Origin of the sequence: Leptobacterium flavescens (assembly GCF_010671605.1) — a bacterium.
Lineage (GTDB): Bacteria > Bacteroidota > Bacteroidia > Flavobacteriales > Flavobacteriaceae > Leptobacterium > Leptobacterium flavescens.
Genome location: NZ_JAABOO010000001.1, coordinates 1,458,621 through 1,484,471, shown reverse-complemented (window position 1 = coordinate 1,484,471; position 25,851 = coordinate 1,458,621). Strand labels below are relative to the sequence as shown.

Below are 25,851 nucleotides of genomic sequence, written 5' to 3'. Positions count from 1 at the left end.
GGTTAAATTGAGATCGAATTATGGTATTTTAGCCGAAAAATAATTCTACTGCATGCATTCCATAAAAGAATATCAGGAGGCTTTTACCGAATATATGAGCATGAAGGTAAAAACCAGAGAGCCCCGAAACCTGTATGAACCTGTATCTTATATCCTTCAATTGGGAGGAAAAAGGCTAAGGCCGGTACTCACCCTGATGTCTGCCGAAATATTCGGGGCCGATTTCAGGAAAGCCCTGGATGCTGCTCTGGCGGTTGAGGTATTTCACAATTTTTCTCTGGTACATGACGATATTATGGATGACGCTCCCCTGAGAAGAGGAAAGGAAACCGTGCATGAGAAATGGGATATAAATACCGGGATCCTTTCGGGTGATGTTATGCTGATAATTGCCTATCGTTTTTTTGAAGGTTATGAACCGGAAACATTCAGAGAGCTGGCAAAATTGTTCAGTAAAACGGCTATCGAAGTTTGCGAAGGCCAGCAATACGATGTGGATTTTGAGACCCGGGACGATGTTACCATTAAGGAGTACCTTAAAATGATAGAATATAAAACAGCCGTCCTGGTCGGAGCCGCTATGAAAATGGGTGCCCTGGTGGCAGACGCGGAAACCAATGATGCACAGGCGATCTACGATTTTGGTTTGAACCTCGGACTGGCCTTCCAGTTACAGGACGATTATCTGGATGCCTTTGGGGATCCCAAAACCTTTGGGAAACAAGTAGGAGGGGATATCATTGAAAATAAGAAGACCTTCCTTTACCTGAAAGCTCTGGAAAAAGCCGACAGAGAAGAAGCAGAGCAATTAAAACACCTCTTTAGTATTCAGCCCAAGGAACCTGCAGATAAGATAGAGACCGCCAAGCAGATCTTCGAGAGTAGCGGAGCAGCTGCGCTTACCCGGCAGGAAATACAACACTATACGGAAAAGGCCTTTGGGGTTCTTGAGAATATGTGTGTGTCCGAAGACAAAAAACAAATGCTGATGGAATTCGGTAAAAAACTGATGAACAGATCGGTTTAAAAAAGTCTTCTGAAAAATGCTTTGATAAACTGCCAGTGGGTAATAGATAGCATTATTTTTATTTCCTCCTTAAAGTTGGTTTCCTCATCCAGGAATTTAAAGATCAGCTGAGGTTTGTTCTTTTTAAATAGCGTGGGAAAAATAAAAGCTCCCAGGTCATTTCTTCTGTTGAGCACATCCAGCAGAATAAGATCGTAATACCAGAACCTGTTCTTTTTGTTAAAACCGGAGAGGTCTTCATTCTTCTTCATATACTCTAGTAACCTCTTTACTTTTTTACCGGTATTCCGGAAGGTAAAGCCTGTACTGGCCTTTGTCCACCCTCCTGCGGTACCTATATTGATGAGGTTTTCTGAGTCGTGCTGATGAAATTTATAACTGGTCATCGGAATACTTCCTTCTTCTTTTTCCAGTATTTCATATGTCCCGGTTCCCATCTTGTTCAGATAGGCCTCAATGGCTTCTTCATATTCCTCCTTCGGAAGCAGCTCGGAAGAAAACAGTGTATATTCTACCAGGGCCTCGGTCTCCGAAAAAGGAAGGACATACATAAAGCGCGTATTGCCTTTCTGTGGCACCGTAAAATCCATAAAACCGGCCCGGTCAACTTTAAAGACCGGCTTTTCCGTCTTTACAAACCACCCGATAAAATGTTGTTGTATAAGCGGGAAACGTTCCTGCTCCAGCATTTTCTCCTTTTGCAGAAGACTGTTAAAAGCTTTGTCTGCTTCATAGGTCTTCGAAGCGGTGTTTACGGTTATCAGAGTGCCGTTGTCCTGATAACTCAATACTTCCTCCTTTACAAAAGTCAGGTTCTTATAAGTTCGAAGAACTCCCAGCATATAGTTGTAGAAATCTATACCCTTTATCATTTTGTACTGATAAGGATGTACCTGTGCAGTGATATTAAAATGCTCGTTTCCGACATAAATACTGTTCCAGATCTGATAAACTATATTGTCGAAATCGCCGTGGCCGACCTCCCAGTAAGACCAGGTGCGATCGTTTTTTTGTTTTTTGGATTTATCCAATAATAGGATGGACTTATCTTTAAAGAAGTCGTCCTGAACCATAAAATAAGCCAGCTGCAAACCTGCCAGCCCGGTTCCGAGGATAATATAATCGTAATGTTTTACGCCTTTCAAACCGAGGTCAATTTACTATAAAACTCTTAGAAAGACACAATATTACCCTATTTGTGTTTATGTCTTCTTTAAAAAAAGGTAAAGACAGAGAAGAACATTGTCATGGCGGTGAAAATATGAAAGGACAACATAAAGTGGTCATTTTTCAGAACTTTCTGGAAGATGAGGTGTACTACAAAAGATACTGCAAACCACCCGATATAGTTCTGAATAGGTGCAAACCCCTGCTCAAATCGCCAGTAGTCGAAACGGGAAGCCGAAACCTCGATCAGAAGGTCCAGAGAAGTGGTAAGTACAGCTCCCGAAATGGCTGCCAGTATATGATGATTACTGATCAGTTTACTGATAGAAGCCGTAGAATAGGTGAGAATAGCCCAGTACACTCCCATGATAAGAGGAACATTAAGTACTTTGAAGCCTAAATTTTCTCCATAAGAAAAGGGACCGAAGATCAGGCCGTAATTAACTCCCAGGTAGGAAACTGTCAATCCGATCAGGAAGGGAATGCTCAATGCAATAAGCGTTTGCTTTTTAAAATCGGTATGCCAAAGGATAAGGAAAAGGATACAAATAAGATTAAGAGGGGTCAGAGCTACAAGAACGCTTTCAAAACCCGCATAGATCCCTATAATGGCCAGGGCATTCAGCAGCCAGATAAGAGCAATAGAGACTTTTAATTTTTCCTTCAGAAGTAATTTCAGGATTTCCGGTTTACCCATAATCTGAATCTTTATTAACGGATAAGAAAAGGGTTTGACACTTGGAACATCCGGAGAGTTTGCTTCCGGCTTTCAGGAAAAGAATTCTCTATACACCTGATAATGATGAGTTTTGATTTCAAAGGTTAGGGGGTTTATTTAATCTTTAACAATTCTCAGGATTAAAGATACTCAATGTGATCTATTTATAATCAAAATTGGGCGGAACTGACCTTAATTAAAGGGATATTGATCCTTTTGCAAGGAAATTTCAAAGGTATTCCTGTTTAAATATCTTTTGAAATTACGTGAATGCCGTAATTTAATTATAGTAATTCCACAAAAATATTATCCGCAAATTTACGGGATACGGTTTCCGTTCTGTCGCTAAAGCTGATGCGAACAGACCTGTCGAATTCCACAACCTCCTCTACTTTGATCTCACTGCTCAAGGCAAGCCCGATCTCGGATACGTATTTTAAAAAGGCTACCGAACTGTCGTTCACAGCAACCAGCCTGCACCGTTCTCCGCCTTTTAAATGGGAGAGGGTAATTTTGGGTGTCAATTCGTAATTTCCTTTTTCATCCGGAATGATATCGCCATGCGGATCCTTTTGCGGGTAGTCCATAAAACGATCGAGTTCGTCAATAAGCTTGGCAGATCTTATGTGCTCCAGTTGTTCGGCTACTTCGTGTACTTCATCCCAGCTAAAATTCATGTATTTATACAGGAAAGTTTCCCATAACCGGTGCTTGCGAACCAGCCAAACGGCAATTTCCTTCCCTTCGGAAGTCAGTTCCAGCTTCCCGTACTTTTCACTGATCACAAGTTTTTTGCCTTTCAGTTTTTTGATCATATTGTTTGCAGAAGCCGGAGATACCTTCAGATATTCGGCCAGCTGGTTATTGCCCACTTTCGTTACTTCACTTTCTATAATTATCTGAAAGAGTGCTTTTAAGTAGTCTTCCTCGCTCTTTGTTAAATCATACGAATAAAACTTGTTAGTCATGCCTAACTTTTTTACATTTGCTCTCAAAGTTACACTAAAAAATTAAATGAAAAAGACAGTGAACAAATATATCTTGATCCTTACGGCAATCTTTGTTTTTGCATGTAAGAACGATGCTAAAAAGGACGAGAATGCTAAACTTAATGTGGTGACCACCACCACTATGCTTACCGATCTGATAGGAAATATCGGGGGAGATGCTATTGAAGTACAGGGGCTGATGGGTAGCGGGGTAGATCCCCACCTTTATAAAGCCAGTGAAGGAGATGTAAGCAAATTGTTCAATGCCGATGTGGTGTTTTACAACGGCCTTCACCTGGAAGGAAAACTGGTGGAGGTTTTCGAAAAGATGGAAGGAAGAAACGTTAAGACCGTGGCCCTGGCAGATGCTGTTGATGAGGCGAAGCTGATAGGGTCTGAATATTTTGCATCGAATTACGATCCGCATATCTGGTTTAATATCAGTTTCTGGAAAAAGATGACCGCTTTTGCTGTCGAAAAACTAAAGGAAGCCGATCCTAAGAACGCAACGCTATTTGAGGAGAACGGTAAAAAATACCTGGAATCCCTTAATGTTCTGGATACCGATATCAGGCAGATCATACAAGGCCTTCCTGCCGAAAAGCGTATTCTGGTTACTGCTCACGATGCCTTTAATTACTTCGGGCAGGATTTCGGTTTTGAAGTGGTGGGCCTTCAGGGGCTTTCAACGGCTACCGAAGCCGGAGTACAGGATGTTCAGGAACTGGCAAAGTTTATCATCGAAAAAAAGGTAAAAGCTATTTTTGTGGAGAGTTCGGTTCCGAAAAGGACCATCGAAGCCCTGCAGGCATCGATACGTTCTAAGGGACATGAAGTAACTATCGGAGGAATATTGTATTCCGATGCCCTGGGTAATAAAGGAACTGTAGAAGGCACTTATACCGGGATGTTTCGCTACAATGTGAATACCATTGTGGGTGCCCTGAAATAGAAAAGACATTTAAAATGAGTGAAAAAATAGCCATCTCCGTAGACGACCTTACCGTTGCTTATAATTACAAGCCGGTATTGTGGGATATTGACCTCAGTATTCCCGAAGGAGTACTTATGGCCATAGTAGGCCCCAACGGAGCAGGAAAATCAACGCTGATAAAATCTATTTTAGATATTATCAAACCCATAGCCGGAAGCGTGAAGATCTTCGGGAAACCCTATAAAAAACAACATGAGCATGTAGCTTATGTACCTCAAAAGGGGAGTGTGGACTGGGATTTCCCGACCACAGCTCTCGATGTGGTAATGATGGGAACCTACGGGAGCCTGGGATGGATAAAACGCCCCGGACAGAAACAGAAAAAAGCAGCCCTTGAAGCTTTGGAAAAGGTAGGGATGCTCGAATTCAAATCGAGGCAGATCAGTCAGTTGAGCGGGGGGCAGCAACAACGTATCTTCCTGGCAAGGGCACTGGTACAGAACTCCAGTATCTACCTGATGGATGAACCTTTTCAGGGAGTGGATGCCACTACGGAAAAGGCAATTATCAATATCCTGAAGGAACTGCGAAAAGCGGGAAAAACAGTAATCGTGGTACATCACGATCTGCAAACCGTTCCCGAGTATTTTGACTGGGTAACCTTTTTAAATGTAAAGAAGATTGCCACCGGTCCGGTAAAGGATATTTTTAACGACGATAACCTTACCAAGACCTATGGTATTAATTATAAAGTGAGTATACAACAGTGATTTAGTACTCCTTCGCTGAAGCTTCGGAGTATAGAGAGATATGTCACCCTGCCTGCCGGCAGGTAGGTTCGAGTATCTCGACTACGCTCGATACAGGCTCATCGAGAAGTCTAAATTTGAAAACTGGAATTTATATAAGCATATAAAATGTCTTTAGAAGAATATTTTTCTCTGGTCTTTAGCGACTACACCCTTAGAACCATTACCCTGGGAACAGCGGTACTGGGTGCTATTTGCGGAATGCTGGGGAGTTTTGCCGTTCTGAGAAAGCAAAGTCTTCTGGGAGATGCCATTTCTCATGCAGCATTACCCGGAATTGCCATAGCCTTCCTGATAAGCGGAGCCAAGAACAGTAATACCCTTCTTATCGGAGCCCTTATCAGCGGATTGATCGGTACCTTCTGGATACGGGGGATCGTTAAAAAAACACATCTGAAATCAGATACGGCCCTGGGACTTATCCTTTCCCTGTTTTTTGGTTTCGGGATGTTACTGCTAACCTTTATTCAGAAGATGCCCAATGCCAATCAGGCCGGGCTGGACAAATACCTTTTCGGGCAGGCAGCCACCCTGGTGGAGAGTGATGTATGGCTGATGTGTATTATTACCGGGATTAGCCTGATCGTACTACTCACCTTCTGGAAAGAATTCAAGATACTCCTTTTCGATATCGATTATACAAAGTCTTTAGGCTTTAATACGCGTTTTCTGGATATACTTATCACCTCTTTTATTGTTGTGGCCATCGTTATCGGGCTGCAAACCGTAGGTGTGGTATTAATGAGTGCCATGCTGCTGGCGCCTGCAGCTGCGGCGAGGCAATGGACCAACAGCCTTGGGACGATGATCTTTCTGGCCGCTATTTTCGGAGCGTTTTCCGGAGTACTCGGAACTGCAGTAAGTGCCAGCTCCAATAACTTGTCGACCGGACCGGTAATTGTCCTGATAGCGGCAGCTTTTGTGGTGTTATCCTTTATATTTTCACCCGGGAGAGGTTTGTTATTCAGGGAGATCCGTTACTGGAAGAACCGTAATGACCTGCAGCTTCACAAGACCCTGGCTTTTATGTTCAACATAGCCAAGAACCACGAAGATATTTCCCATCCGCATGCGGTAAAGATCCTGAATAACTTTCAGGGGTATACAAAGAGATCGTTGAAAAAACTGGAGAACAGAGAATATATAACCGTTAGCGGATCTATGTGGTCCCTCACTAAGAAAGGCTATAAGAAAGCCACTAATTTATATAACCAACAGGAAGAAACAGATGACTAGTGCTCAGATAGAAATACAGTTAATAGCAAGCCTGGTGGCTATAGCATGTGCTATTCCCGGGACTTTTCTGGTGCTGAGAAAAATGGCTATGATCAGCGATGCCATCAGTCATTCTATCCTTCCCGGAATTGTAGCAGGCTTCTTTCTGACCCATGATCTCAATTCGCCCTGGCTGATATTATTGGCGGCAGTTACTGGGATCATTACCGTTTTTCTGGTAGAGTTTATTCAGAAAACCGGCCTGGTCAAGGAAGATACGGCTATTGGCCTGGTGTTCCCGGCCCTTTTTAGTATAGGGGTGATCATGATCGCGAAGAATGCCAATGATGTACACCTGGATGTAGATGCCGTACTGTTGGGGGAACTGGCCTTTGCTCCTTTTGACCGACTGGAAGTAAATGGAACGGACCTCGGACCCAAATCACTTTGGGTGATAGGTTGTATCCTTCTCATCACCGTTGCTCTACTGATCACCTTTTTTAAAGAATTAAAACTAAGCACATTCGATAAAGGCCTGGCAGCCACATTGGGCTTTTCACCCGTTATCATGCATTACGGCCTGATGGCTACCGCTTCGGTAACTACGGTGGGTGCTTTTGATGCTGTAGGAGCTATTCTGGTAGTAGCCCTGATGATCGCACCTCCGGCCATGGCTTATCTGCTCACAACAGACCTTAAAAAAATGCTGATCCTCTCGGTAATTTTCGGAGTGATCGGGGCCATAGCAGGCTATTGGGTAGCACACTGGCTGGATGCCTCCATTGCAGGGTCTATGACTTCCGTATTGGGTGTTCTGTTTTTACTGGTATACCTCTTTGCACCCGGAAAAGGACTTATTTCGGTTCTTTACAGGCAAAAGCGGCAAAGGGTGGAAGTGCATTTGCTTACCTTCCTGCTTCACCTTCAGAATCACGAGGAAGAATCGGAACGGCATGTAAATCACCTGAATGAACACATCAACTGGCAGAAAGTGCGTTCCAAATCGGTATTGGACCTGGCGCTTAAAAATAATATGATCACCATTGAGGATGATATCATCTCCCTAACCAAAAAAGGAAAGAGCTTTACTTCGGAGGCGATAGATTATATCATTACCAACAAGAATGCGGCTATAGAGGAAATGAAAGACCGTTTCTTCCTGTTTAGAGGATAATAAACATGCAATGGCAACTCAACTCACATATAACATCCTTACTGTCGGAGGGATAGGCTGCCTGATATTTATGTTGTGGATCCTGTTTTTCTCCTATTCGGGGATGGCAAAAGCCGTGAGGGACCGGGAAGGGAATTTTACCGGCAAACTTAACTGGAAATCTGTTCTGGCCTTTAGCATTTTTATCGCCTTTCTGTTCGGGATCATGCATTTCGGAAATGTTCGATTGATAAACCACTTGGGGCAGGATCCGGGGCTCTGGACCCTGTGGCTCAACTCCTTCGGGATCTTTTTTACCGTGCATTTATTCGATCTTATTGTTCTGGATTACCTGATCATTGTAGTATGGCACCCTGCCTTTCTGAAACTACCGGATACCGACTATTATCGTAAACTAAGACCGCATCTTATCGGTTTTTTTAAAGGCATCCCCCTGGGTATTGCCTCCAGCTTTCTGACAGCTGTTGTATTCGGATTTTAAGAGAGAGTTTTAAGAAATACTTCCTTGCTTTCCTCCTTCATAATCAGTAAGTTTAGAACCCTTTTTAAAAGCCATTGTCATGTATAAAAAATATAGTTTTCTTCTTGCCTTTATGTCGATTATTTCCATCGCCCTGGCACAAACCGATAAACCCGCCTTTTCTTATCTGGATGTTTTTGAACTGGAATATGTTTCGGATCCTCAGATATCTCCCAACGGAAATCAGATCGTTTACAGAAGGATGGGTTTCGATATCCTTAAAGACAGAGCAGTCGGAAACCTGTGGATCGTCAATTCTGACGGAAGCAGGCATCAGAAACTCACCTCCAGGGAAGTGAACGAATCCTCGGCCCGATGGTCGCCTAGCGGAGATCGTATTGCCTTTGTAAGCAGTACGGATGAAGGTTCGGAGATCTATATTTATTGGGTGGGTAGCGGAAAACTGGCCCGTATATCCCAGTTGGAAAAATCGCCGTCATCTATAAGCTGGTCCCCGGACGGGAAGCAAATTGCATTTAGTATGAATATTGCAAAAGCTGCCCCTGTCCTGGTAAAACTGCCTAAAAAACCAAAAGGAGCCAAATGGGCGGGAAGTCCGCGTATAACAGACCGCCTCTATCATGAGGCCGATGGCAGAGGATATATTGCTCCCGGCTTTAACCATATTTTTGTGATCCCCGCGGATGGGGGAGCACCACGTCAGCTTACCAGCGGCGATTTTAACCACGGAGGAAGCCTGTCCTGGCATCCGAACGGACAAAAGATCTATTTCTCGGCCAACAGGAATGAAGATTATGAATACGACTTCAGGAATAGTGAGATCTATTCGGTAGATACACAGACCGGAGTGATAAATGCCCTGACAGACCGCAATGGTCCCGATACCAATCCCGTAGTATCACCGGATGGAAAATACATTGCCTATATCGGTTATGAAGATAAAGTACAGACCTATCAGTTACGCCAGTTACAGATCATGAATATCGACGGAAGTAACAAAAGACTACTGTCGGGAGAACTGGACCGAAGTGTTTCCGGGATCCGGTGGGATGCCAAAAGCAGCGGCCTTTATTTTAGTTATGACGATAAAGGGAACAGTAAAATTGCCCGTATAGACCTGAGAGGAAAAATAAACAAACTGGCCGATAATATGGGAGGAACCTCAATAGGCCGTCCTTATGCAGGAGGGTCGTTCACTACCTCCGGAGACGGAAGTATTGCCTACTGTTACTCAAGGCCTGAATACCCGGCAGAACTGGCCGTGCTGAGACCTAAAAGTAAAAACCCTCAACTTATTACCGATCTGAACAAAGCTCTTTTGGAGTACCGAACTCTTGGAAAAACAGAGGAGATATGGTATAAATCTACCTACGACGGACGCGATATTCAGGGATGGATCGTATATCCGCCTAACTATGACGCTAATAAAAAATATCCGATGATGGTAGAGAACCACGGAGGTCCGATCTTAAATTACGGCGACCGTTTTTCTGCCGAGATGCAGCTGTATGCCGCTGCAGGTTATATTGTTTTTTACCCGAACCCGAGGGGAAGTACCAGTTATGGAGAGGAATTCGGAAATCTCCTGTTCAACAACTATCCGGGCCAGGATTATAACGATGTGATGGATGGAGTGGATGCCCTCATCAAAAAAGGGATCGCACACGAAGATCAGTTGTATGTTACAGGTGGAAGCGCCGGAGGTATTATGACTGCCTGGATGATAGGGAAGAACAACCGCTTTGAAGCTGCTGTTGTTGCCAAACCGGTAATGAACTGGATCAGTAAGACCCTGGTAGCCGATAATTATTTTGGTTATGCCAATTCCCGTTATCCCGGACAACCCTGGGAGAATTTTGAGACCTACTGGAAGTTTTCGCCCCTTTCCCTGGTAGGAAATATAGAAACTCCCACTATGGTCATGGTAGGGATGAACGATCTGCGTACTCCGCCCAGCGAAGCGAAACAATTATATCATGCTTTGAAGCTTCGCAAGAAAGAAACCGTATTGGTCGAGATCCCGGAAGCTTCTCACGGAATTGCAGCCAGACCCAGCAACCTTATCTCAAAAATTGCTCATACCCTGGCCTGGTTTGAGAAATACAGGAAATAGGATGATCTAAAACCATAAAACAACGATGGGTTTATTTTCGATTTTCCGGCTAAAAAAGGATTAAAATGGCCGGAATGGAATTAAAAGCCATATTTACAAAAAATTAACACTAAGCGTTGATGTTCAGTGCTTTACAGTTGTTGTTTTTTGTAAGTGATTTATTTTCAGCTTCTTATTGGCTGATGCACATTCTTCTAATGTTTCTAATTCTTTAATAATCAGTTTTTTAGAGATTAAAATCAAGACCTGGAATTTTAATCGGACTGCGACTTTAAGTAACTTGTGGTGTATAAAAATTAACCATTAACAAACTTTACATCATGAAAAAAAAGAAGTCGAATTTCAAGAAATTATCGCTTTCTAAAGACACCATCGCAAATATGGAAAGAGTAAAAGGAGGGACTAACTACCCTACCATTGGCGGACACACCTGTGAAACCTGTATTTACACAGCTTGTCACGGAGAGCCCTACTGCCAGATCTATGATACACAAATCAATTCCTGCGATTGTTAGGAACACAGTTAAGCATTGATTATTAGCTTGTAGAACTGTCTGAAAAGTATCATTCTCTATATACAGCCCTTGTGTTTCTGTTCTTCATAATACTCTAAGCCAGGATAGGAATGCATTTAAATGATAAATTTTTCAGGCAGTTTTTTTGTGCTTACGGAACAGCTACCCCATTGGTGTTTACGGTTTGGGAGAGATCCCAGTTGTTATTTTCTATCTGTTCCAGAAAGGTACGTGTCCTGTAAATGGTCTTTTGCAGGGCCTTGATCCGGTGGGTGCGTAACCAGTCGTGCCGGGTCTGCACATACTGACTTATCCATTTCTTCTCGTCACCACCGTTTACCGGGGGACGTTCGGGAAAACGTTTCCTCAGAAAATCGAGAATACCTCCCGAATGAATAAAACTGTCATAAATGACCAGTAAGCTAAGTGATGTTTCAAATTCGTGCCCGTTAAACCAGATATAAGCCGGTTGAAAATAATAGATGTCGAAGAATTCGTCCTGGGTGGTCCTCATAATATCGTCGTGCCTGGCTGCCCGTTTTAAGAGTTCTTTAAAATCGGGGTCATGGCGCAAAGAGGGTGTTTTTCCGATGCGCTTTACATAAGTTTTAAATTCGTCTGCATAGATACCGTTTCGCTCTATGTACAGTTCGATAAGCCGTCTTAAATTCCCGAATTCGGTCGTCTGACTGCGGCCATAGGTGATCTGATATATCTTTTCACCCTTAATGACCGGACCGTCTTTGTAAACGGCAATAGAATCGTATTCCCCGTCCGGAGTTCCGGTCTCAAATACATTGATGATCCTGATAATTTTTGACTTCATTTTCATGACTGTGCTGTTTTTCCGGTTTGTGTTTTTATATATGTACTTTATCAGCACGGCTTACAGATGTTAAATCGTATGGGAAGCCTGAATTTTTTTGGAAAACGGACTTCATTTAATCCGATTTTTAAACCTTAAAGCTAAATTCATATTAAAAATTACGATAATGCATTAAAAGTATGTAGATTTACCGGTTTGGAACTCAACGCAATGAATAGGCCTACCGAAGGAGCAGAAATTATAGAAGAAAAACAGCTGTATGACTATCAGGAGAAAGACCTGGATGCCATTTTCAAATGCATTGGCAGAACTCCCAGCGACTATAATTTGCTCTACCAGCTTCCCACCGGTGGAGGGAAGACGGTAATCTTCTCTGAAATTGTACGAAGATATATTCAGGAAACCAGAAAAAAGGTGGTGGTACTTACCCATCGCATAGAACTGTGCGGCCAGACTTCGCGCATGCTTACAGGTTTTGGCGTACGCAACAAGATCATCAACAGCCAGGTAAAGGAACTTCCCGATCAGGCAGAATTCATGTGTTTTGTAGCCATGGTAGAAACTCTGAATAATCGTCTGCAGGACAACAAGTTTGAAATGAAGGATGTGGGAATGGTGATCATTGATGAGGCCCACTACAATTCGTTCCGAAAGCTCTTCAGCTATTTCAGTAAGGCTTTTATCCTCGGGGTGACTGCAACACCGCTCAGTTCGAACATCAAACTTCCGATGAAGGACAATTACCAGGAACTTATTGTGGGAGAGCAGATCTCTTCCCTTATCCAAAAAGGATTCCTGGCCAGACCCAAGATGTTCAGTTATGATGTAGGCCTGCAGAGTCTTCAACTGGGGATTAATGGAGATTATACGGTAAAGTCTTCCGAAGAATTATACAACAACGACCTGATGCAGGAAAAGCTGTTGGCAGCTTATGAAGATCAGGCCAAAGGAACAAAGACCCTTATTTTTAACAACGGGATCAATACGTCCCGTTATGTATATGAGACATTTAAAGAAGCAGGGCATGAGATCCGGCATTTAGATAACACCCATAATGCCAAGGAACGCAGGGAGATCCTGCAGTGGTTCCGTGAAACCCCGGATGCCGTACTGAGTTCGGTAAGTATCCTGACCACAGGTTTTGACGAACCTTCGGTAGAAACCATTATCCTGAACAGAGCAACGCGCTCTCTTACCTTGTATTTCCAGATGATCGGGAGAGGATCGCGTATCATAGGAAGTAAGGATAGCTTTAAGATCATCGATCTCGGAAATAACATTGCCAGGTTCGGACTATGGGATTCACCTATAGACTGGCAGGAGATCTTTTATCATCCGGATTATTTCCTGGAGAACATCCGTACCGATGAAGAGATCGAAAGGAATTTTGTGTATGAAATGCCGGCCGAGCTAAGGGCAAAATTCAGAAAATCAGAATCTGTCGATTTTGATATCAAAGCCGTTTATAAGGAAGTAACTTCCAAAGGAATGTCTTCCAAAAAAGCATTGGAACGCTCTATAGAACAACATGCACAATTGTGTGTGGAGAACAGTGAAGATGTTTTTGATGCACGTATACTTGCCAAAGAGCTTAAAGATGATGTCATATACAGGGTACGTCTGTATTCTTACTGCATAATGAACAATACCAAAAACTACCGCAACTGGCTTGAGGAAGATTATATGAGAAAACTCAGGGTGCGTATCGGGCAGAAGTTTTCGGGAATTGTCGACTAGGTATCTCTCCTGGATCGCGGAGGACAAGCTACTTTCTTTTTTTATAATTTTGTAAAAGCTTGAAGCTTATGAAAAAAGAAAAAACTCCCACATATTATATAGACGATTTCTGCGAAGATCTGGATGTAAAGAATTTTAAGATCGCAACTTTTGATGAGACCTCCTGTACAAAAACCGAGTTTACAGAGAATCACAGGCACGATTTTTTTGAGATTATCTGGTTGCAGAACGGTGAAGGTGTACACGAGATAGATCTTTTTGATCACCCTTATGAAGGCTCCGTACTTTTTATACTGAGTCCTGGCCAGATCCATAAGATCAAACAGGACCGGACAGCAGAAGGCTATGTAGTAAAGTTTCTTCCCGCCCTGTTCAAGGAAGAAAAAAATTTTTACAACTATATTCTGGATACCTGTCTTTTTGATACTTCAACATCCTGTCCGGTTATCCCGATCCCGGAACATCTTTCTCCAATTTTTGAAGATATATTTCAGAAGATGCTTCAGGAGTTCAGACAGGCCGATCTTGATGCTGAAAACATTTTTACTTCCTATCTCAAAATCCTGGTAACCCATATTAATAGGTTAAAACGACAAAAACAAGGAAATGTTCTGGTTGAAAATGACCCGCAATATGCTTTGTACCGAAAGTTTATCCTGGACATTGAAAAAAACTACAAAACAAAACATGCGGTTCAGCACTATGCGGAGAATTTAAACACTTCCGGAAGGCATCTGAATTCAGTAGCCCGGAAATTCGCAGCTAAATCTGCCGGAAACCTGATCCAGGATAGAATTGTTCTCGAAGCAAAAAGAAACCTTTATCATGAAACCCTGAATATTAAAGAAATTAGTTATCTCCTCGGATTCGAAGATCCGGCCTATTTCTCCCGTTTTTTTAAAAAACACCAGGGACTCTCTCCGCAACAGTTCAGGGATAAGCAACTTGAGAACATAGCAATAACCAGCCGGTAAAATTTAAATATCTCTTATTCTTCATGTTCAAAAGTACAAGTCATTTGTTCTTTTGTCTATTTACCTGCCTTCTGTTTTGATTGAAATTTGCTCTATAATTAAAAGAGTTATGTTATGCCTTATATAAAGATCGAGGTTACCAGAGAAGGAGTGACCAGAGAACAAAAAACAGCATTGATTAAAGGAGCAACACAATTGTTGACAGATGTCTTGAATAAAGACCCTAAGAGCACATTTGTGGTCATAGATGAAATAGACACGGACAATTGGGGTGTTGCAGGAGAAACAGTTACGGATATACGAAAAAGAGAAGTTTAAAAAATGAGAAAGAAAACAGTAATTATTACCGGTGCCTCCACCGGGATAGGGAAAAATATTGCTAAACTCTTTATTGAAAGAGGAAGCAATGTAGTGATGAATTCATCCAATGAGGAAAATCTTAAGAATACGTATAGGGAATTCGGAGAGCCGGAAAATGCGATATGTATTGTGGGCGATGTCAGCATGAAAGAAACCGGAGAAAAACTTGTAATGGCAGCGGTGCAAAACTACGGAAGTGTTGATGTACTGATCAACAATGCAGGGATTTTTTCACCTAAACCTTTTTTGGATATCGGAGAAGAGGAATTGGATCGTTTTATGGGTGTAAACCTGAAAGGAACCTATTTTACTTCGCAGGCCGTTATCAGACAGATGCTTGATCAGGGAAATGGAGGTTCAATCATTAATATGGGAACCGTTCTGGTAGACCATGCCATTGCCGGCTTTCCGGCTACCGCACCAGTAAGCAGCAAAGGCGCCATTCATTCCCTGACCAAACAATTGGCAGCAGAATACGGAAAAGATAATATTAAGGTAAACACGATATCTCCCGGAATTATCAGGAGCCCTTTACAAGCCAAAATAGGCGTTAATAGTGCTGATGACCTGGCGGGATTACATCTCCTGAATAGAGTAGGGGAAACCGAGGATGTTGCTGAAGCAGCATTCTATCTGGCTAATTCAAATTTTATTACAGGCGAGACCCTGAATATTGCTGGAGGGCATACTGCCGGGCATCAATTTGGTTAATAATTAAAATGTAAATCAACAAAAGCCGGAAGAATTCCGGTTTTAAAAATTGTTATGAATATGTATAAAACAGAATCGGAGAAAATACAGGAAGTTATAGAGCTTTATTTTACAGGTCTTTACAAGGGAAAAAAAGAATTGTTAGAAGAAGCTTTTCATCAAAAAATGCAGCTTTTCGGTGATATCAACGGAGAGCCGTACTATCGTGAGGTCGGGGATTTTCTCGATGGAGTAGCTAAAAGAGAAAGCCCCGAGAGCCTGGGGGAAGATTTCAGGATGAAGATCCTGTCATTGGAGATCCTGGGAAATATTGCGGTTACAAAACTGCATGTGCCCATGTTTGAGTTCAATTATTTTGATTATTTATTATTACACAAGATAAATGGAAAATGGACCGTAGTCAGCAAATCCTTTATCCATTTTGAGAATTGATCCAAGAATTTAAGACTTAAGGGCTTTTATATATTTATCGATATAAAGGCTCTTGGTCTTTGCCTTGTACTGCATTACATATCTGGGATGTTCCAGAGGGATAAGCTCCTCGAAGAACCTGTGCTCTTCGTTCAGCTTTTTAAGAAAAGCGAAATTCTTACCGGTTCCCATACAATAGCCCGTTTGACGGTCTATTCCGAATTCCAGTTGTTTTTTTATCGAATCTACGATAAAAGGCGTGGTCTTTTTGGCCAGAGAGGCACTGTCGTAATAATTGTAATTCTTAACCTTGCCTTTCTGATCTTCAATAACAAATCCCAGGGGACAAACAGAACCTATATAGACATTGCTGTAAAAATCGGTTACACTTCCGTAGGCGTCTATAACTTCATAAACAAAAACAGAGGAAGGCTCGTGTAAATGAAGATCTATTTCGAGTCCGCATTTTTCGGAGAGGCGTTTAGGATCGGTAAAGGGAATACCGGTAGATCCGGCGCCTAACCTTCCGGGATTGATCCCCAGAACCATTTTCCTTTCCCTGTTGTCGTTGTAAAATTTCCCGTAAAAGGCTTCTGCAATAGGTAAAACCTGAGGGTTCTCCTTAAAGGGATGCAAAACTTTGATGTTTTTTGGAAGGGAGATGTCTAATTCCAGGTTTTTATTAAATCTGATTACCTGTTCGGCAAAGGTCATAGAGTCGTTTATATAAATGTGATCATAAAATTGCCCTCAGGCCTGCAGACCTGAGGGCATTTGATACCTCCTGGGAGGTTTATTTGTTTTTAAAACCGTCGGGACGCTTCCAGCGAACAGGCGCTTTGGGCTCGGGTTTTAAATGAAATTCTTCTGTTCTGAGCAGCTTCAGTGCCTCCTGTACTGCACGCTCCAGCTGAGGATCTTTTCCTTCCAATACCAGTTTAGGGTCCTGAATAACTTCTATATCCGGTTCAACTCCTTCAGCTTCCACGGCCCAGTTCCCGTCTGCATCAAAGAAACCACCTCTTGGAGCTACCATTCTTCCGCCGTCTATAAAACGAGGGGTATCCCAGGTTCCTACCAGACCTCCCCAGGTTCGGGTACCGATCAGAGGGCCTAAATTATTAGCTCTGAACATATACGGAAGCAGGTCTCCACCGGAACCGGCCCTTTCGTTAATGATCATCACCTTAGGACCCCATATACCGGCCATAGGTGTGGTCCACGGACGCCTGTCATTGGCTTTACTGTTAAAGTAACCGAAGAGTTTCCTCGACATAATATCTATCATATAATCTGCGGCAGAACCTCCACCGTTATTTCTTTCATCTATAACAGCTCCTTTCTTGTCCTGCTGAGAAAAGTAATAGCGGTTAAAGGAAGTAAAACCTGGCTGGCCCGTATTGGGTACATAAACATAAGCCAGCTTTCCTCCCGACATTTTATCGACTTTTCTTCTGTTCCCCTCAATCCAATCGATGGCTCTCAGGGCATTTTCACTTCGTACAGGTGTAACCAGTATTTCTCTTGCTCCGTTGGAACTTGTTGAACTGTTTACTTTAAGAGAGATCGTTCTTCCGGCAGTCTGCTCTAAAAGACTGTATGGATTTACCGGGGCTTTTAGCTCCTGCCCGTTAATAGCCAGGATATAATCTCCTTCTTTTACACCGAGACCGGGAATGGCTAATGGTGCATTGGTGTTGGGGTTCCAGCTTTCTCCCGTATATATTTTACTGATCTTATAGTGCCCTCTATCCTCTTCGAGATCACATCCCAGGAGTCCCACAGGAACCCTGTCGATGTCAGGAAGATCTCCTCCGGAAACATAGGAGTGTCCGATAGATACCTCCCCACTCATAATATCCACCACATAATTCAGATCGGTACGATGCCTTACGTGATCTATCCACGGGGCGTACCATTTGTATACATCGTCCCACGGAGCTCCGTGTACATTGTCAACATAAAGGAAATCTCTCATATATCTCCATCCTTCCCTGAAGATCTGATGATATTCTGCCTGGGGATCTATTTTGATCTTTGCATTGATGGTCAGAGAGCCGCTCCCTTTCTTCGGAGGGCTTGATGTTCCTACTAGGCTCCAACTGTTTCTGGATCTTAACAGAAGGTTCTTCCGGTCGTTAGATGCTACCGCTGTCTGGACCCCGCTCGCAAAATCGCTGGCTTTCTGTTTTTTTACATCATATGCATGCATTTTTAACCCCGGCTGATTAGGAACCGCTTCCAGGACAAATACTTTATTTGCAGGCCCTTTTACCAGGGCAACATAATTTCTTGCACTCAGACGCAAAGGGATGATCCTTCCGGCAATCCCATCCGCATCAATAGTAACCGTAACATTTTTATTTGCAGGCTTTTTACCATTCTTGGAAGAAGCATCGGCTGTCTTCTCGGCCTCTTTCTCTTCATCGCTTTTAGGAAGAGTAGGAGCTTTGTCGCTTTTAGACAGGACAAGGCAATACAGGCTGCGTGAGATATCCGGATCATAGGAACTCATATCCAGCCAACCCGAATTAAGTCCGTAGTCGGTACTGGCGAGAAAGTAGAGATACTTTCCTTTTTCATCCCAAATCGGACTTATGGCATCTGCAATCCCATCGGTGAGTTGCAGGGTATTTTTAGTATCTACATTATAGGCAAAAACAGCTTTAAAATGACTTTTTAATTGCTTGGTATAGGCAATCCATTTGCTGTCTGGAGACCAGACAGGGTTCATGGAACGGTTCGGATGTGCATAGCTGTCGGTAGCCACTTTGGTAGCCTTTCCGGTTGCAATATTTACCGTCCAGATATTATAATGAGTGTCGGTATACGCAATTTGAGTCCCGTCCGGAGACCAGTCGGGTCTGAAGTAGAAGGTCGGGTTCGGCAGATCGATATTTTTCTGCACATTTCCCTGCTGATCTGCGATGACCATTTTATATTCCCCTCCTGCATCGGAGAACCAGGCAATCTTATCGCCTTTAGGAGACCATACGGGGGCGCGGTCGGCCACTCCGGGAGAATTCGTAAGGTTTCTCCAGGTTCCGTTCTCTTTCGGAATGGTAAAAATTTCCCCCCTGTACTCAAAAATGGCACGTTTCCCGGTAGGGGATACATTAGGGTTTTGCAAACCACCTGCCGGAACATTTTCCCATCTGGTACGGGCAAAGTTCATATCGCCGTTTACGTGAATAACAAGCTGTTTGCTGTTACCGCTCTGAGGATCCAGCAGATGGAGGTATCCTCCCTGCTCGTATACAATACCGTTAGGTCCGGCATCCAGGCTTTTAACATCGAACTGCTTGTGAAAAGTATGTTGTTTTTCTTCTTTGGTAGCCGGGTCGAATGACCAGATATTACTGGCATAATCTCTTTCCGACAGGTAGAAAACCTTATTGTCGTGCCAAACCGGATCCAGGTGTCGCTCCTTGGTGGGCTGCGGAGTTCTGATAAGGTCTTTGGTCCTCATATTGACGATCCAGATAGGCATTGCCTGCCCACCGCGATAATTCCTCCATTCAGGATCCCAGAAAGTTATGGGAACATAGGCAATATGCTTTCCATCGGGAGATATCTCACCGAAAGCAGCTCTTGGAATATCGATCTCTACCGGTAAACCACCCTTAGGCGATACGGTATAGAACTTGGCGGTTTGGGTAGGACGGCTTTTACGCCCTGATCTGAACATAATATCTCCCTGCGGGGTCCATCCCTGAACGATGTCGCCTCCGGGATGCCAGGTGAGCCTTTTAGGAGATCCTCCTTCGGAAGGAATTATATAGACATCCGTATTCCCGTCGTACTGCGCGGAAAAAGCTATCCATTTCCCGTCGGAAGAAAAGTGAGGAGAGGATTCCAGGCCTTCATTACTGGTGAGACGGATGGCATTTCCTCCGTTTCTGGAAACTTTCCAGAGATCGTTTGCATATACAAAAACAATATGATCTGATGATAGGGTGGGTTGTCGCAACAACTGTGTTCCCTGGGCTGCAGCATTGGAAAAACAAAGCACTGCAACCAGTGAGTATAAATATTTTAACATAACAAAATGCTGGTTGGTTTTTAGTGGAGTTAAGTTATTGAAAAATGCCGTGTACAGCACCTACATTTTCAAAATATTATGTGAAATTTAACACAGGACTTTAAAACAAAGCTTATTTCCTGAAACCGAAACCGCTTCAGTTGGTTAAAAAAGAAAAACAAGAAAGATAAATTGAGGGATTAATGGCATCCGCAGCCATCTTTTCCGCAGGCTTTGGAAGATTTATTTTTTCCGGTTGTGAACAGGCTTCTTGGCAGGAAGAATTTTTTAATAATAAAGCCAACAGCAATTGCAACCGTTATATAGACCAATATGTTCTGAATGATTTCCACTTTATTAAAGTCTGTTTAATTATCTGATGCTTACAATTTATTTTAAGAATTGATAAGCAATTAAAGCTACAAGATACGCAAATCCGCTCATAATAAATAATTGAGCCATAGGCCACTTCCAGCTGTTGGTCTCTCTTTTTACAATGGCGAGGGTACTCATACACTGCATGGCAAAGGCATAGAACAGGAGTAGGGATATCCCGGAAGCCAGATTAAAGATCTTTCTTCCGTCTGCATGCACTTCTGCTGCCATTTGGTTTTTGATCGTATCTTCTTCTTCACTTCCCACACTGTAAATAGTGGCCAAAGTCCCTACAAATACTTCCCTGGCGGCAAAAGAACTTATAATGGCAATACCTATTTTCCAGTCATAACCCAGGGGTTCGATAGCAGGTTCAATAGCTTTTCCGGCGATCCCTATATAGGAATTCTGCAATTTATAGGAGGCAATCTTGGTTGCCAGTTCATCTGAAGATAAGTTGTTGCTCTCGGTCTGATTCGTAACAATTTCTTCTGCATTCCTGAAATTATCGGAAGGCCCGTTAGAAGCCAGGAACCAGAGGATAATAGAGATAGCCAGGATGATCTTTCCTGCCCCGATAACAAAACTCTTGGTCTTTTCCAGTACCGTAATACCAACATTTTTGATCAGCGGAAGCTTGTAATTGGGCATTTCTACCACAAAGAAACTCCTGCTTTTTATTTTCAATACTTTATTAAGGGCCCAGGCTGAGAAAACAGCGGTCCCGAAGCCAAGCAGATACAAAAGCATCAGCGTAAGCCCCTGAACATTTAGTCCCAGATAGGTAGTATCGGGAATAACCAGGGCAATGATGATAAGGTATACCGGGAGACGGGCAGAACAGGTGGTAAAGGGAGTTACCAGAATGGTAATTAGCCTTTCCTTCCAGCTCTCAATATTCCTGGTGGCCATGACTGCGGGAATTGCACAGGCGGTCCCTGAAATAAGTGGAACCACACTCTTTCCGCTAAGGCCGAAACGCCTCATGACCCTGTCCATTAAAAAGACCACGCGACTCATATAACCGGATTCCTCCAAGACGGAAATAAAGAGGAAGAGGAAAGCGATCTGCGGAATAAAAATAACGATACCTCCCAATCCGGGAATTATACCTTCGGCAATTAAATTGGTAAAGGCTCCGGGGGGTAAGGTGTTTTTTGTCCAATCGCTGATCGTCGCAAAAAGACCGTCGATAAAATCCATCGGATACTGACTCCAGTCATAAATAGCCTGGAAAATCAAAAGTAGTATCAGAAAGAAAATAACGTAACCGTATATTTTATGTGTCAGGATCCTGTCCAATCTGCTTCTCAGGCCTTTTGCCGCGTTGAGGTCTACTTTGTAACCTTCCTTTAAGACATCATTGATAAACTTATATCGTATGATGGTCTCTTTTTGCTGCAGGCGTTTTAGATCTGATTTGGATTTGGTTGAAAAGTCGGAGGTGTCTTTAACCAGGTTCCTGTCAAGGTTTGCAAAATTTATATCCTGAGTGATCACCAGCCATAATTTATATACAGACTGGGATGGAAAGGCATTTTGAAGCCCTTCGAAATATGTTTTATCAATTACCGTAGTATCTACACAGGTTGAGGTAGGAATGTTTCTGTGATCCAGGATCAATTCCTTTATCTTGTCTATTCCCGTATTTTTCCTGCTACTGACGAGGGCAATTTTGGTATTTAGTTTTTCTTCCAGTAGAGGAATATCGAGAGATATCCCTTTTTTGCTCATCCTGTCGGCCATATTGATGACAAGCACGGTAGGGATCTCCAGGTCTTTGATCTGAGTAAAGAGCAGAAGGTTTCGTTTCAGGTTTTCCACATCGGTTACCACGATGGCCAGATCCGGAAAATTTTTGTCTTTCTTGTTAAGGAGGAGTTCTATAACCACATTCTCATCCAGGGAAGTGGCATTAAGGCTATAAGTACCGGGTAGATCGAGGATATGAGCTTTCACTCCTCTCGGTAATTTACAAACACCTTCTTTTTTCTCTACGGTAATCCCCGGATAGTTTCCCACTTTCTGGTTAAGACCGGTAAGCGCATTAAAAACCGATGTTTTACCGGTATTGGGATTTCCTATGAGGGCTACGTTAATCTGTTTACTCATAGAGTGGGCTTTTCTTCAACTTTTTCCACTTCAATATGAAGGGCTGTCTCTCTTCTGATAGCTAAAAATGAACCGTTAATGTTGATATACATCGGATCCTGGAATGGGGCAAACTGGATAAGCTCAACCTCACTTCCCGGTAAACAACCCATTTCAAAAAGTTTGATTGGGATCTGATCTGCAGAAATATCTTTAATGATACCCTTCTCTCCTCTCTTAAGGTGTGCAACAGTAAACCTCACTATTTAGACTCATTTTAAGTAAGGGCAAATGTAGCATAAAAAAATAGCATGGGAAAGGAAGTTTATCCTGTTTTCGTCTTTTTTACAGAATTTTAGGAATCTGTTAGTTTCCTTACTCGTATTCCGATTTGAGGATCCTGATGTCTGCAAGCAACTTTTGGATATCTTCTGTTTTGGTCCCGTCATAGAACCCGCGGATCCTTTTTTTCTTATCGACCAGTACAAAATTCTCTGTGTGGATGAGATCGTATTCATCGCCTATCCCGTCATCCTTGGCTACCAGATAAGATTTACGGGCCAGTTCGTAGATCTGTTTTTTATCGCCGGTTACCAGGTTCCACTTGCTGTCGATCACTCCTTTTTCCAGGGCGTATTCCTTAAGTCGTGCAACAGAATCTATTTTCGGGGTGACCGAGTGCGATAAAAGCAGAATATCTTTATCGTTCATGATCTCCTTTTGGATGGTGGTCATATTTCCGGTCATGATAGGACATATGCTCAGGCAGGTAGTAAAGAAGAAGTCGGCTACATAAATTTTATCCTCATAATCTTTCTGGGTTATGGTCTGCCCGTTCTGATTGAGTAGTTTAAAATCGGCAATGGTGTGGTATTTCTTAACGTGCTGTACCGAATCGTGCACCAGTTCGGTATTTACCATAGCCGGTTGGTAAATAGGAAGTACTTCTTTTGGTTTCAGCGCATTGTAGAATAAGGTCAGGATAATGGCCGAAAGGACGAGTAGTGTAATGAATAAGAATTTAAACTTGGATAAAAAACGGCGCATAGCATCGATTTTGGAAGGCAAAATTAATCATTTTTCTGGCCTTACGGGCTTTTTTTAGATGGAAAAAGCAGTTCGGAACTCATAAAACATTCTTAAAAACCGAAGGCTTAATATGCCGGGTTTTATAAAGTTGATTGAAAAGCGTACTTTTGTGCGTTTCAGAATATAGAAAATTATTTATGAGTCCAGTTTTAGTTAAGGTAATTCAGCTGTTTTTAAGCTTGTCTTTATTGATCGTTCTACACGAATTGGGGCACTTTATCCCCGCCAAATTATTTAAGACAAGAGTAGAGAAGTTCTTCCTCTTTTTTGATGTGAAATTTGCTTTGTTCAAAAAGAAGATCGGAGATACGGTATACGGAATAGGCTGGTTGCCACTGGGAGGTTATGTAAAGATCTCCGGAATGATTGATGAGAGTATGGATAAGGCTCAGATGGCCGAAGAACCCAAACCCTGGGAGTTTCGTTCCAAGCCGGCATGGCAGCGCCTTATTATTATGGTGGGAGGAGTTACGGTAAACCTGGTGCTCGGATTCCTTATTTATATGATGATCCTCTTCTTCTACGGAAGAACGATCGTTGAGCCTGAGACCCTGAGCAACGGATATGCAGTTGCAGAACAAATGGAGCAGTACGGTTTCAGGAATGGGGATAAGATCCTTAAGGCTAACGGGAAGCCTCTGGAAGATGCAAATGATATTAACCGCTTTTTACTGGTAAGAGATGTTAAGAATGTAGATGTGGTTCATGCGGATGGCACTGCAGAAGTACTTCAGATACCGGATAGTATCGGGGATTATATCTTTAAGGAAGGGGTAAGATTACCTTTTACACCCAGATTCAAATCTACGATACTTGACAGTGTTGTTGCCGGTAAACCGGCGGCTAAGCTGGGAATCAGAGAGAATGATAAGATCCTTTCTGTAAATGATCAGCCTATTACCTACTGGGATGAATTCAACACGATCGTTAAGCAGAATAAAGGAAAGGAAATGCAAGTGGTTTATGAGCGTGGAGCCGTAAGAGACACGGTTTCCCTGGCTACCGGAGATGACGGAGTAGTGGGGGTTTATGTAAAAATAGACAGAGATGCTTTCGGAGAGGAAAAGGAGATCGAATATTCCTTCGGACAGGCTATTTCCAAAGGCTTTAGTTTCGGTTACTGGACGCTACATGACTATGTGGCTCAATTCAAATATATTTTTACTAAAAAAGGAGCCAGCCAGTTAGGAGGTTTCGGAACGATTACCAGCTTATATCCGAGTACCTGGGACTGGGAAGGTTTCTGGTATACCACAGCCCTTATCTCTATTATTCTGGCCTTTATGAATATCCTGCCGATCCCGGCACTGGACGGAGGTCATGTAATGTTCCTTTTATATGAGATCATCGCGGGAAGGAAGCCAAGTGATAAGTTTATGGAATATGCGCAAATGACCGGGTTTTTTATCCTAATTGCCTTATTATTATACGCTAACGGAAACGATCTTTATAGGTGGCTTTTTGATAAGTAAAAAAAGCTGAATTTTTATTTGGCGTAATTAAAAAAACACATATATTTGCATCCGCAAAAGCGATAATAGTCCTCCTTAGCTCATCCCGATAGCTATCGGGAGGTTAGAGCAAAGAAGAAGTTCTTAATAATAATGCAGCATAGTGTTTACATAATTTATTCTGAAAAAATGGATAAATTTTATGTAGGAGAGACTTCAGATCTCCCTAAAAGACTGGAAGAGCATAAAACTGGTTTTTATATTTCTTCTTATACGTCTAAGACACGAGACTGGGTATTGTTTTTTGAAATAGAATGTGATTCGAAGAATCAAGCTATTAAAATTGAAAAACATATTAAGGAAATGAAAAGTAGAACTTATATTCATAATCTTAAAAAATATCCGGAAATTGTTGAAAAATTGAAAGGAAAATATTTAAAATAAATTCCTCCTTAGCTCAGTTGGTTAGAGCATCTGACTGTTAATCAGAGGGTCCTTGGTTCGAGCCCAAGAGGGGGAGCAAAAAGCAAAAGAGCTGCACGAAAGTGTGGCTCTTTTGCTTTTTACACTTTTGGGCGAAGCCCAAGAGGGAGGGCCAAGCGTTAAGAAAAGGTCCGGTGGACCTTTTTAGCGTCCGCGCCAGGATGCAGGCTGACCTGACCT

The 25,851-nt window shown here is 42.6% G+C and carries 24 protein-coding genes and 1 tRNA gene; 16 read left to right on the top strand and 9 right to left on the bottom strand.

The features are described from left to right. Window positions 1-52: 52 nt before the first annotated feature. A complete protein-coding gene (locus GWK08_RS06450; protein WP_163606074.1) occupies window positions 53-1,027 on the top strand; it encodes a polyprenyl synthetase family protein in 975 nt (324 codons plus the stop codon). Here GWK08_RS06450 and GWK08_RS06445 read toward each other — a convergent pair. The 3 genes from GWK08_RS06445 to GWK08_RS06435 form a co-directional block, all read right to left on the bottom strand. Beyond that, window positions 1,024-2,172 carry a lycopene cyclase family protein gene (locus GWK08_RS06445; RefSeq protein WP_163606073.1) on the bottom strand — a complete coding sequence of 383 codons (1,149 nt, stop codon included), beginning with the start codon at window positions 2,170-2,172 and terminating at the stop codon, window positions 1,024-1,026. The genes GWK08_RS06450 and GWK08_RS06445 overlap by 4 nt on opposite strands. 68 nt (window positions 2,173-2,240) lie before the next feature. After that, the gene (locus tag GWK08_RS06440) at window positions 2,241-2,891 is read right to left on the bottom strand and encodes a carotenoid biosynthesis protein (protein ID WP_163606072.1); all 651 of its coding nucleotides are present in this window, start codon (window positions 2,889-2,891) and stop codon (window positions 2,241-2,243) included. A 305-nt stretch (window positions 2,892-3,196) separates the two neighbouring features. Then, entirely contained in the window at window positions 3,197-3,880 is a 684-nt protein-coding gene (locus GWK08_RS06435) for a metal-dependent transcriptional regulator (RefSeq protein ID WP_163606071.1), read from the bottom strand. 46 nt (window positions 3,881-3,926) lie between these two features. Here GWK08_RS06435 and GWK08_RS06430 point away from each other — a divergent pair, with 46 nt between their 5' ends. From GWK08_RS06430 to GWK08_RS06400, 7 genes are all read left to right on the top strand, one after another. Continuing rightward, entirely contained in the window at window positions 3,927-4,853 is a 927-nt protein-coding gene (locus GWK08_RS06430; protein WP_163606070.1) for a metal ABC transporter solute-binding protein, Zn/Mn family, read from the top strand. A gap of 14 nt (window positions 4,854-4,867) precedes the next feature. Next, complete coding sequence (locus tag GWK08_RS06425) at window positions 4,868-5,605, top strand: metal ABC transporter ATP-binding protein (protein WP_163606069.1); 738 nt, start codon at window positions 4,868-4,870, stop codon at window positions 5,603-5,605. Between the two features lie 147 nt (window positions 5,606-5,752). Beyond that, window positions 5,753-6,880, top strand: a complete 1,128-nt coding sequence (locus GWK08_RS06420) for a metal ABC transporter permease (RefSeq protein WP_163606068.1) — start codon at window positions 5,753-5,755, stop codon at window positions 6,878-6,880. Then, the gene (locus GWK08_RS06415) at window positions 6,873-8,033 is read left to right on the top strand and encodes a metal ABC transporter permease (protein ID WP_163606067.1); all 1,161 of its coding nucleotides are present in this window, start codon (window positions 6,873-6,875) and stop codon (window positions 8,031-8,033) included. Before GWK08_RS06420 ends, GWK08_RS06415 begins: the two co-directional genes overlap by 8 nt. 10 nt (window positions 8,034-8,043) lie before the next feature. Next, window positions 8,044-8,514 (top strand): hypothetical protein, encoded by a 471-nt coding sequence (locus tag GWK08_RS06410; protein ID WP_163606066.1) that lies wholly within the window; start codon window positions 8,044-8,046, stop codon window positions 8,512-8,514. 79 nt (window positions 8,515-8,593) lie between these two features. Next, window positions 8,594-10,627: a S9 family peptidase gene (locus GWK08_RS06405; RefSeq protein ID WP_163606065.1), complete on the top strand. Its 2,034-nt coding sequence runs from the start codon at window positions 8,594-8,596 to the stop codon at window positions 10,625-10,627. A 320-nt stretch (window positions 10,628-10,947) separates the two neighbouring features. After that, window positions 10,948-11,142, top strand: coding sequence for a hypothetical protein (locus GWK08_RS06400; RefSeq protein WP_163606064.1), 195 nt, complete (start codon window positions 10,948-10,950; stop codon window positions 11,140-11,142). Between the two features lie 151 nt (window positions 11,143-11,293). On the opposite strand, the gene GWK08_RS06395 is transcribed toward GWK08_RS06400, so the two are convergent. Then, a complete protein-coding gene (locus GWK08_RS06395) occupies window positions 11,294-11,968 on the bottom strand; it encodes a chitosanase (protein WP_239524862.1) in 675 nt (224 codons plus the stop codon). Window positions 11,969-12,178: 210 nt separating this feature from the next. Here GWK08_RS06395 and GWK08_RS06390 point away from each other — a divergent pair, with 210 nt between their 5' ends. From GWK08_RS06390 to GWK08_RS06370, 5 genes are all read left to right on the top strand, one after another. Next, a complete protein-coding gene (locus GWK08_RS06390; RefSeq protein ID WP_163606062.1) occupies window positions 12,179-13,705 on the top strand; it encodes a DEAD/DEAH box helicase in 1,527 nt (508 codons plus the stop codon). 68 nt (window positions 13,706-13,773) lie between these two features. Further along, on the top strand, window positions 13,774-14,679 hold the full coding sequence (locus GWK08_RS06385) for a helix-turn-helix domain-containing protein (protein WP_163606061.1): 906 nt from the start codon (window positions 13,774-13,776) through the stop codon (window positions 14,677-14,679). A gap of 114 nt (window positions 14,680-14,793) precedes the next feature. Then, on the top strand, window positions 14,794-14,997 hold the full coding sequence (locus GWK08_RS06380) for a tautomerase family protein (protein ID WP_163606060.1): 204 nt from the start codon (window positions 14,794-14,796) through the stop codon (window positions 14,995-14,997). Window positions 14,998-15,000: 3 nt separating this feature from the next. Further along, window positions 15,001-15,750 carry an SDR family NAD(P)-dependent oxidoreductase gene (locus tag GWK08_RS06375; RefSeq protein WP_163606059.1) on the top strand — a complete coding sequence of 250 codons (750 nt, stop codon included), beginning with the start codon at window positions 15,001-15,003 and terminating at the stop codon, window positions 15,748-15,750. A 60-nt stretch (window positions 15,751-15,810) separates the two neighbouring features. Then, window positions 15,811-16,182, top strand: coding sequence for a nuclear transport factor 2 family protein (locus GWK08_RS06370; protein WP_204336001.1), 372 nt, complete (start codon window positions 15,811-15,813; stop codon window positions 16,180-16,182). A 9-nt stretch (window positions 16,183-16,191) separates the two neighbouring features. On the opposite strand, the gene GWK08_RS06365 is transcribed toward GWK08_RS06370, so the two are convergent. The 5 genes from GWK08_RS06365 to GWK08_RS06345 form a co-directional block, all read right to left on the bottom strand. After that, window positions 16,192-16,875 carry a uracil-DNA glycosylase family protein gene (locus GWK08_RS06365; RefSeq protein WP_163606057.1) on the bottom strand — a complete coding sequence of 228 codons (684 nt, stop codon included), beginning with the start codon at window positions 16,873-16,875 and terminating at the stop codon, window positions 16,192-16,194. Between the two features lie 79 nt (window positions 16,876-16,954). After that, window positions 16,955-20,203: a S41 family peptidase gene (locus GWK08_RS06360; protein WP_163606056.1), complete on the bottom strand. Its 3,249-nt coding sequence runs from the start codon at window positions 20,201-20,203 to the stop codon at window positions 16,955-16,957. 369 nt (window positions 20,204-20,572) lie between these two features. Beyond that, a complete protein-coding gene (gene feoB / locus GWK08_RS06355; protein WP_163606055.1) occupies window positions 20,573-22,669 on the bottom strand; it encodes a ferrous iron transport protein B in 2,097 nt (698 codons plus the stop codon). Beyond that, window positions 22,666-22,911 carry a FeoA family protein gene (locus tag GWK08_RS06350; RefSeq protein ID WP_163606054.1) on the bottom strand — a complete coding sequence of 82 codons (246 nt, stop codon included), beginning with the start codon at window positions 22,909-22,911 and terminating at the stop codon, window positions 22,666-22,668. Before GWK08_RS06350 ends, feoB begins: the two co-directional genes overlap by 4 nt. A 112-nt stretch (window positions 22,912-23,023) precedes the next feature. Then, on the bottom strand, window positions 23,024-23,695 hold the full coding sequence (locus GWK08_RS06345) for an SCO family protein (RefSeq protein WP_163606053.1): 672 nt from the start codon (window positions 23,693-23,695) through the stop codon (window positions 23,024-23,026). 179 nt (window positions 23,696-23,874) lie between these two features. On the opposite strand from GWK08_RS06345, the gene rseP reads away from it, so the two are divergent. From rseP to GWK08_RS06330, 3 genes are all read left to right on the top strand, one after another. Then, a complete protein-coding gene (gene rseP / locus GWK08_RS06340) occupies window positions 23,875-25,209 on the top strand; it encodes an RIP metalloprotease RseP (RefSeq protein WP_163606052.1) in 1,335 nt (444 codons plus the stop codon). Window positions 25,210-25,341: 132 nt separating this feature from the next. Then, window positions 25,342-25,632 carry a GIY-YIG nuclease family protein gene (locus GWK08_RS06335; protein ID WP_163606051.1) on the top strand — a complete coding sequence of 97 codons (291 nt, stop codon included), beginning with the start codon at window positions 25,342-25,344 and terminating at the stop codon, window positions 25,630-25,632. A 2-nt stretch (window positions 25,633-25,634) separates the two neighbouring features. Next, a tRNA-Asn gene (locus tag GWK08_RS06330) sits at window positions 25,635-25,708 on the top strand. The last annotated feature ends 143 nt before the right edge of the window (window positions 25,709-25,851 follow it).

Coding starts and splice junctions, on each gene's coding strand:
- GWK08_RS06380 (WP_163606060.1), top strand. CDS start 14,794: ATGCCTTATATAAAGATCGAGGTTACCAGAGAAGGAGTGACCAGAGAA.
- GWK08_RS06375 (WP_163606059.1), top strand. CDS start 15,001: ATGAGAAAGAAAACAGTAATTATTACCGGTGCCTCCACCGGGATAGGG.
- GWK08_RS06365 (WP_163606057.1), bottom strand. CDS start 16,875: ATGACCTTTGCCGAACAGGTAATCAGATTTAATAAAAACCTGGAATTA.
- feoB (WP_163606055.1), bottom strand. CDS start 22,669: ATGAGTAAACAGATTAACGTAGCCCTCATAGGAAATCCCAATACCGGT.
- GWK08_RS06390 (WP_163606062.1), top strand. CDS start 12,179: ATGAATAGGCCTACCGAAGGAGCAGAAATTATAGAAGAAAAACAGCTG.
- GWK08_RS06410 (WP_163606066.1), top strand. CDS start 8,044: ATGGCAACTCAACTCACATATAACATCCTTACTGTCGGAGGGATAGGC.
- GWK08_RS06430 (WP_163606070.1), top strand. CDS start 3,927: ATGAAAAAGACAGTGAACAAATATATCTTGATCCTTACGGCAATCTTT.
- rseP (WP_163606052.1), top strand. CDS start 23,875: ATGAGTCCAGTTTTAGTTAAGGTAATTCAGCTGTTTTTAAGCTTGTCT.
- GWK08_RS06405 (WP_163606065.1), top strand. CDS start 8,594: ATGTATAAAAAATATAGTTTTCTTCTTGCCTTTATGTCGATTATTTCC.
- GWK08_RS06370 (WP_204336001.1), top strand. CDS start 15,811: ATGTATAAAACAGAATCGGAGAAAATACAGGAAGTTATAGAGCTTTAT.
- GWK08_RS06425 (WP_163606069.1), top strand. CDS start 4,868: ATGAGTGAAAAAATAGCCATCTCCGTAGACGACCTTACCGTTGCTTAT.
- GWK08_RS06345 (WP_163606053.1), bottom strand. CDS start 23,695: ATGCGCCGTTTTTTATCCAAGTTTAAATTCTTATTCATTACACTACTC.
- GWK08_RS06335 (WP_163606051.1), top strand. CDS start 25,342: ATGCAGCATAGTGTTTACATAATTTATTCTGAAAAAATGGATAAATTT.
- GWK08_RS06415 (WP_163606067.1), top strand. CDS start 6,873: ATGACTAGTGCTCAGATAGAAATACAGTTAATAGCAAGCCTGGTGGCT.
- GWK08_RS06450 (WP_163606074.1), top strand. CDS start 53: ATGCATTCCATAAAAGAATATCAGGAGGCTTTTACCGAATATATGAGC.
- GWK08_RS06440 (WP_163606072.1), bottom strand. CDS start 2,891: ATGGGTAAACCGGAAATCCTGAAATTACTTCTGAAGGAAAAATTAAAA.
- GWK08_RS06420 (WP_163606068.1), top strand. CDS start 5,753: ATGTCTTTAGAAGAATATTTTTCTCTGGTCTTTAGCGACTACACCCTT.
- GWK08_RS06385 (WP_163606061.1), top strand. CDS start 13,774: ATGAAAAAAGAAAAAACTCCCACATATTATATAGACGATTTCTGCGAA.
- GWK08_RS06360 (WP_163606056.1), bottom strand. CDS start 20,203: ATGTTAAAATATTTATACTCACTGGTTGCAGTGCTTTGTTTTTCCAAT.
- GWK08_RS06435 (WP_163606071.1), bottom strand. CDS start 3,880: ATGACTAACAAGTTTTATTCGTATGATTTAACAAAGAGCGAGGAAGAC.
- GWK08_RS06400 (WP_163606064.1), top strand. CDS start 10,948: ATGAAAAAAAAGAAGTCGAATTTCAAGAAATTATCGCTTTCTAAAGAC.
- GWK08_RS06395 (WP_239524862.1), bottom strand. CDS start 11,968: ATGAAGTCAAAAATTATCAGGATCATCAATGTATTTGAGACCGGAACT.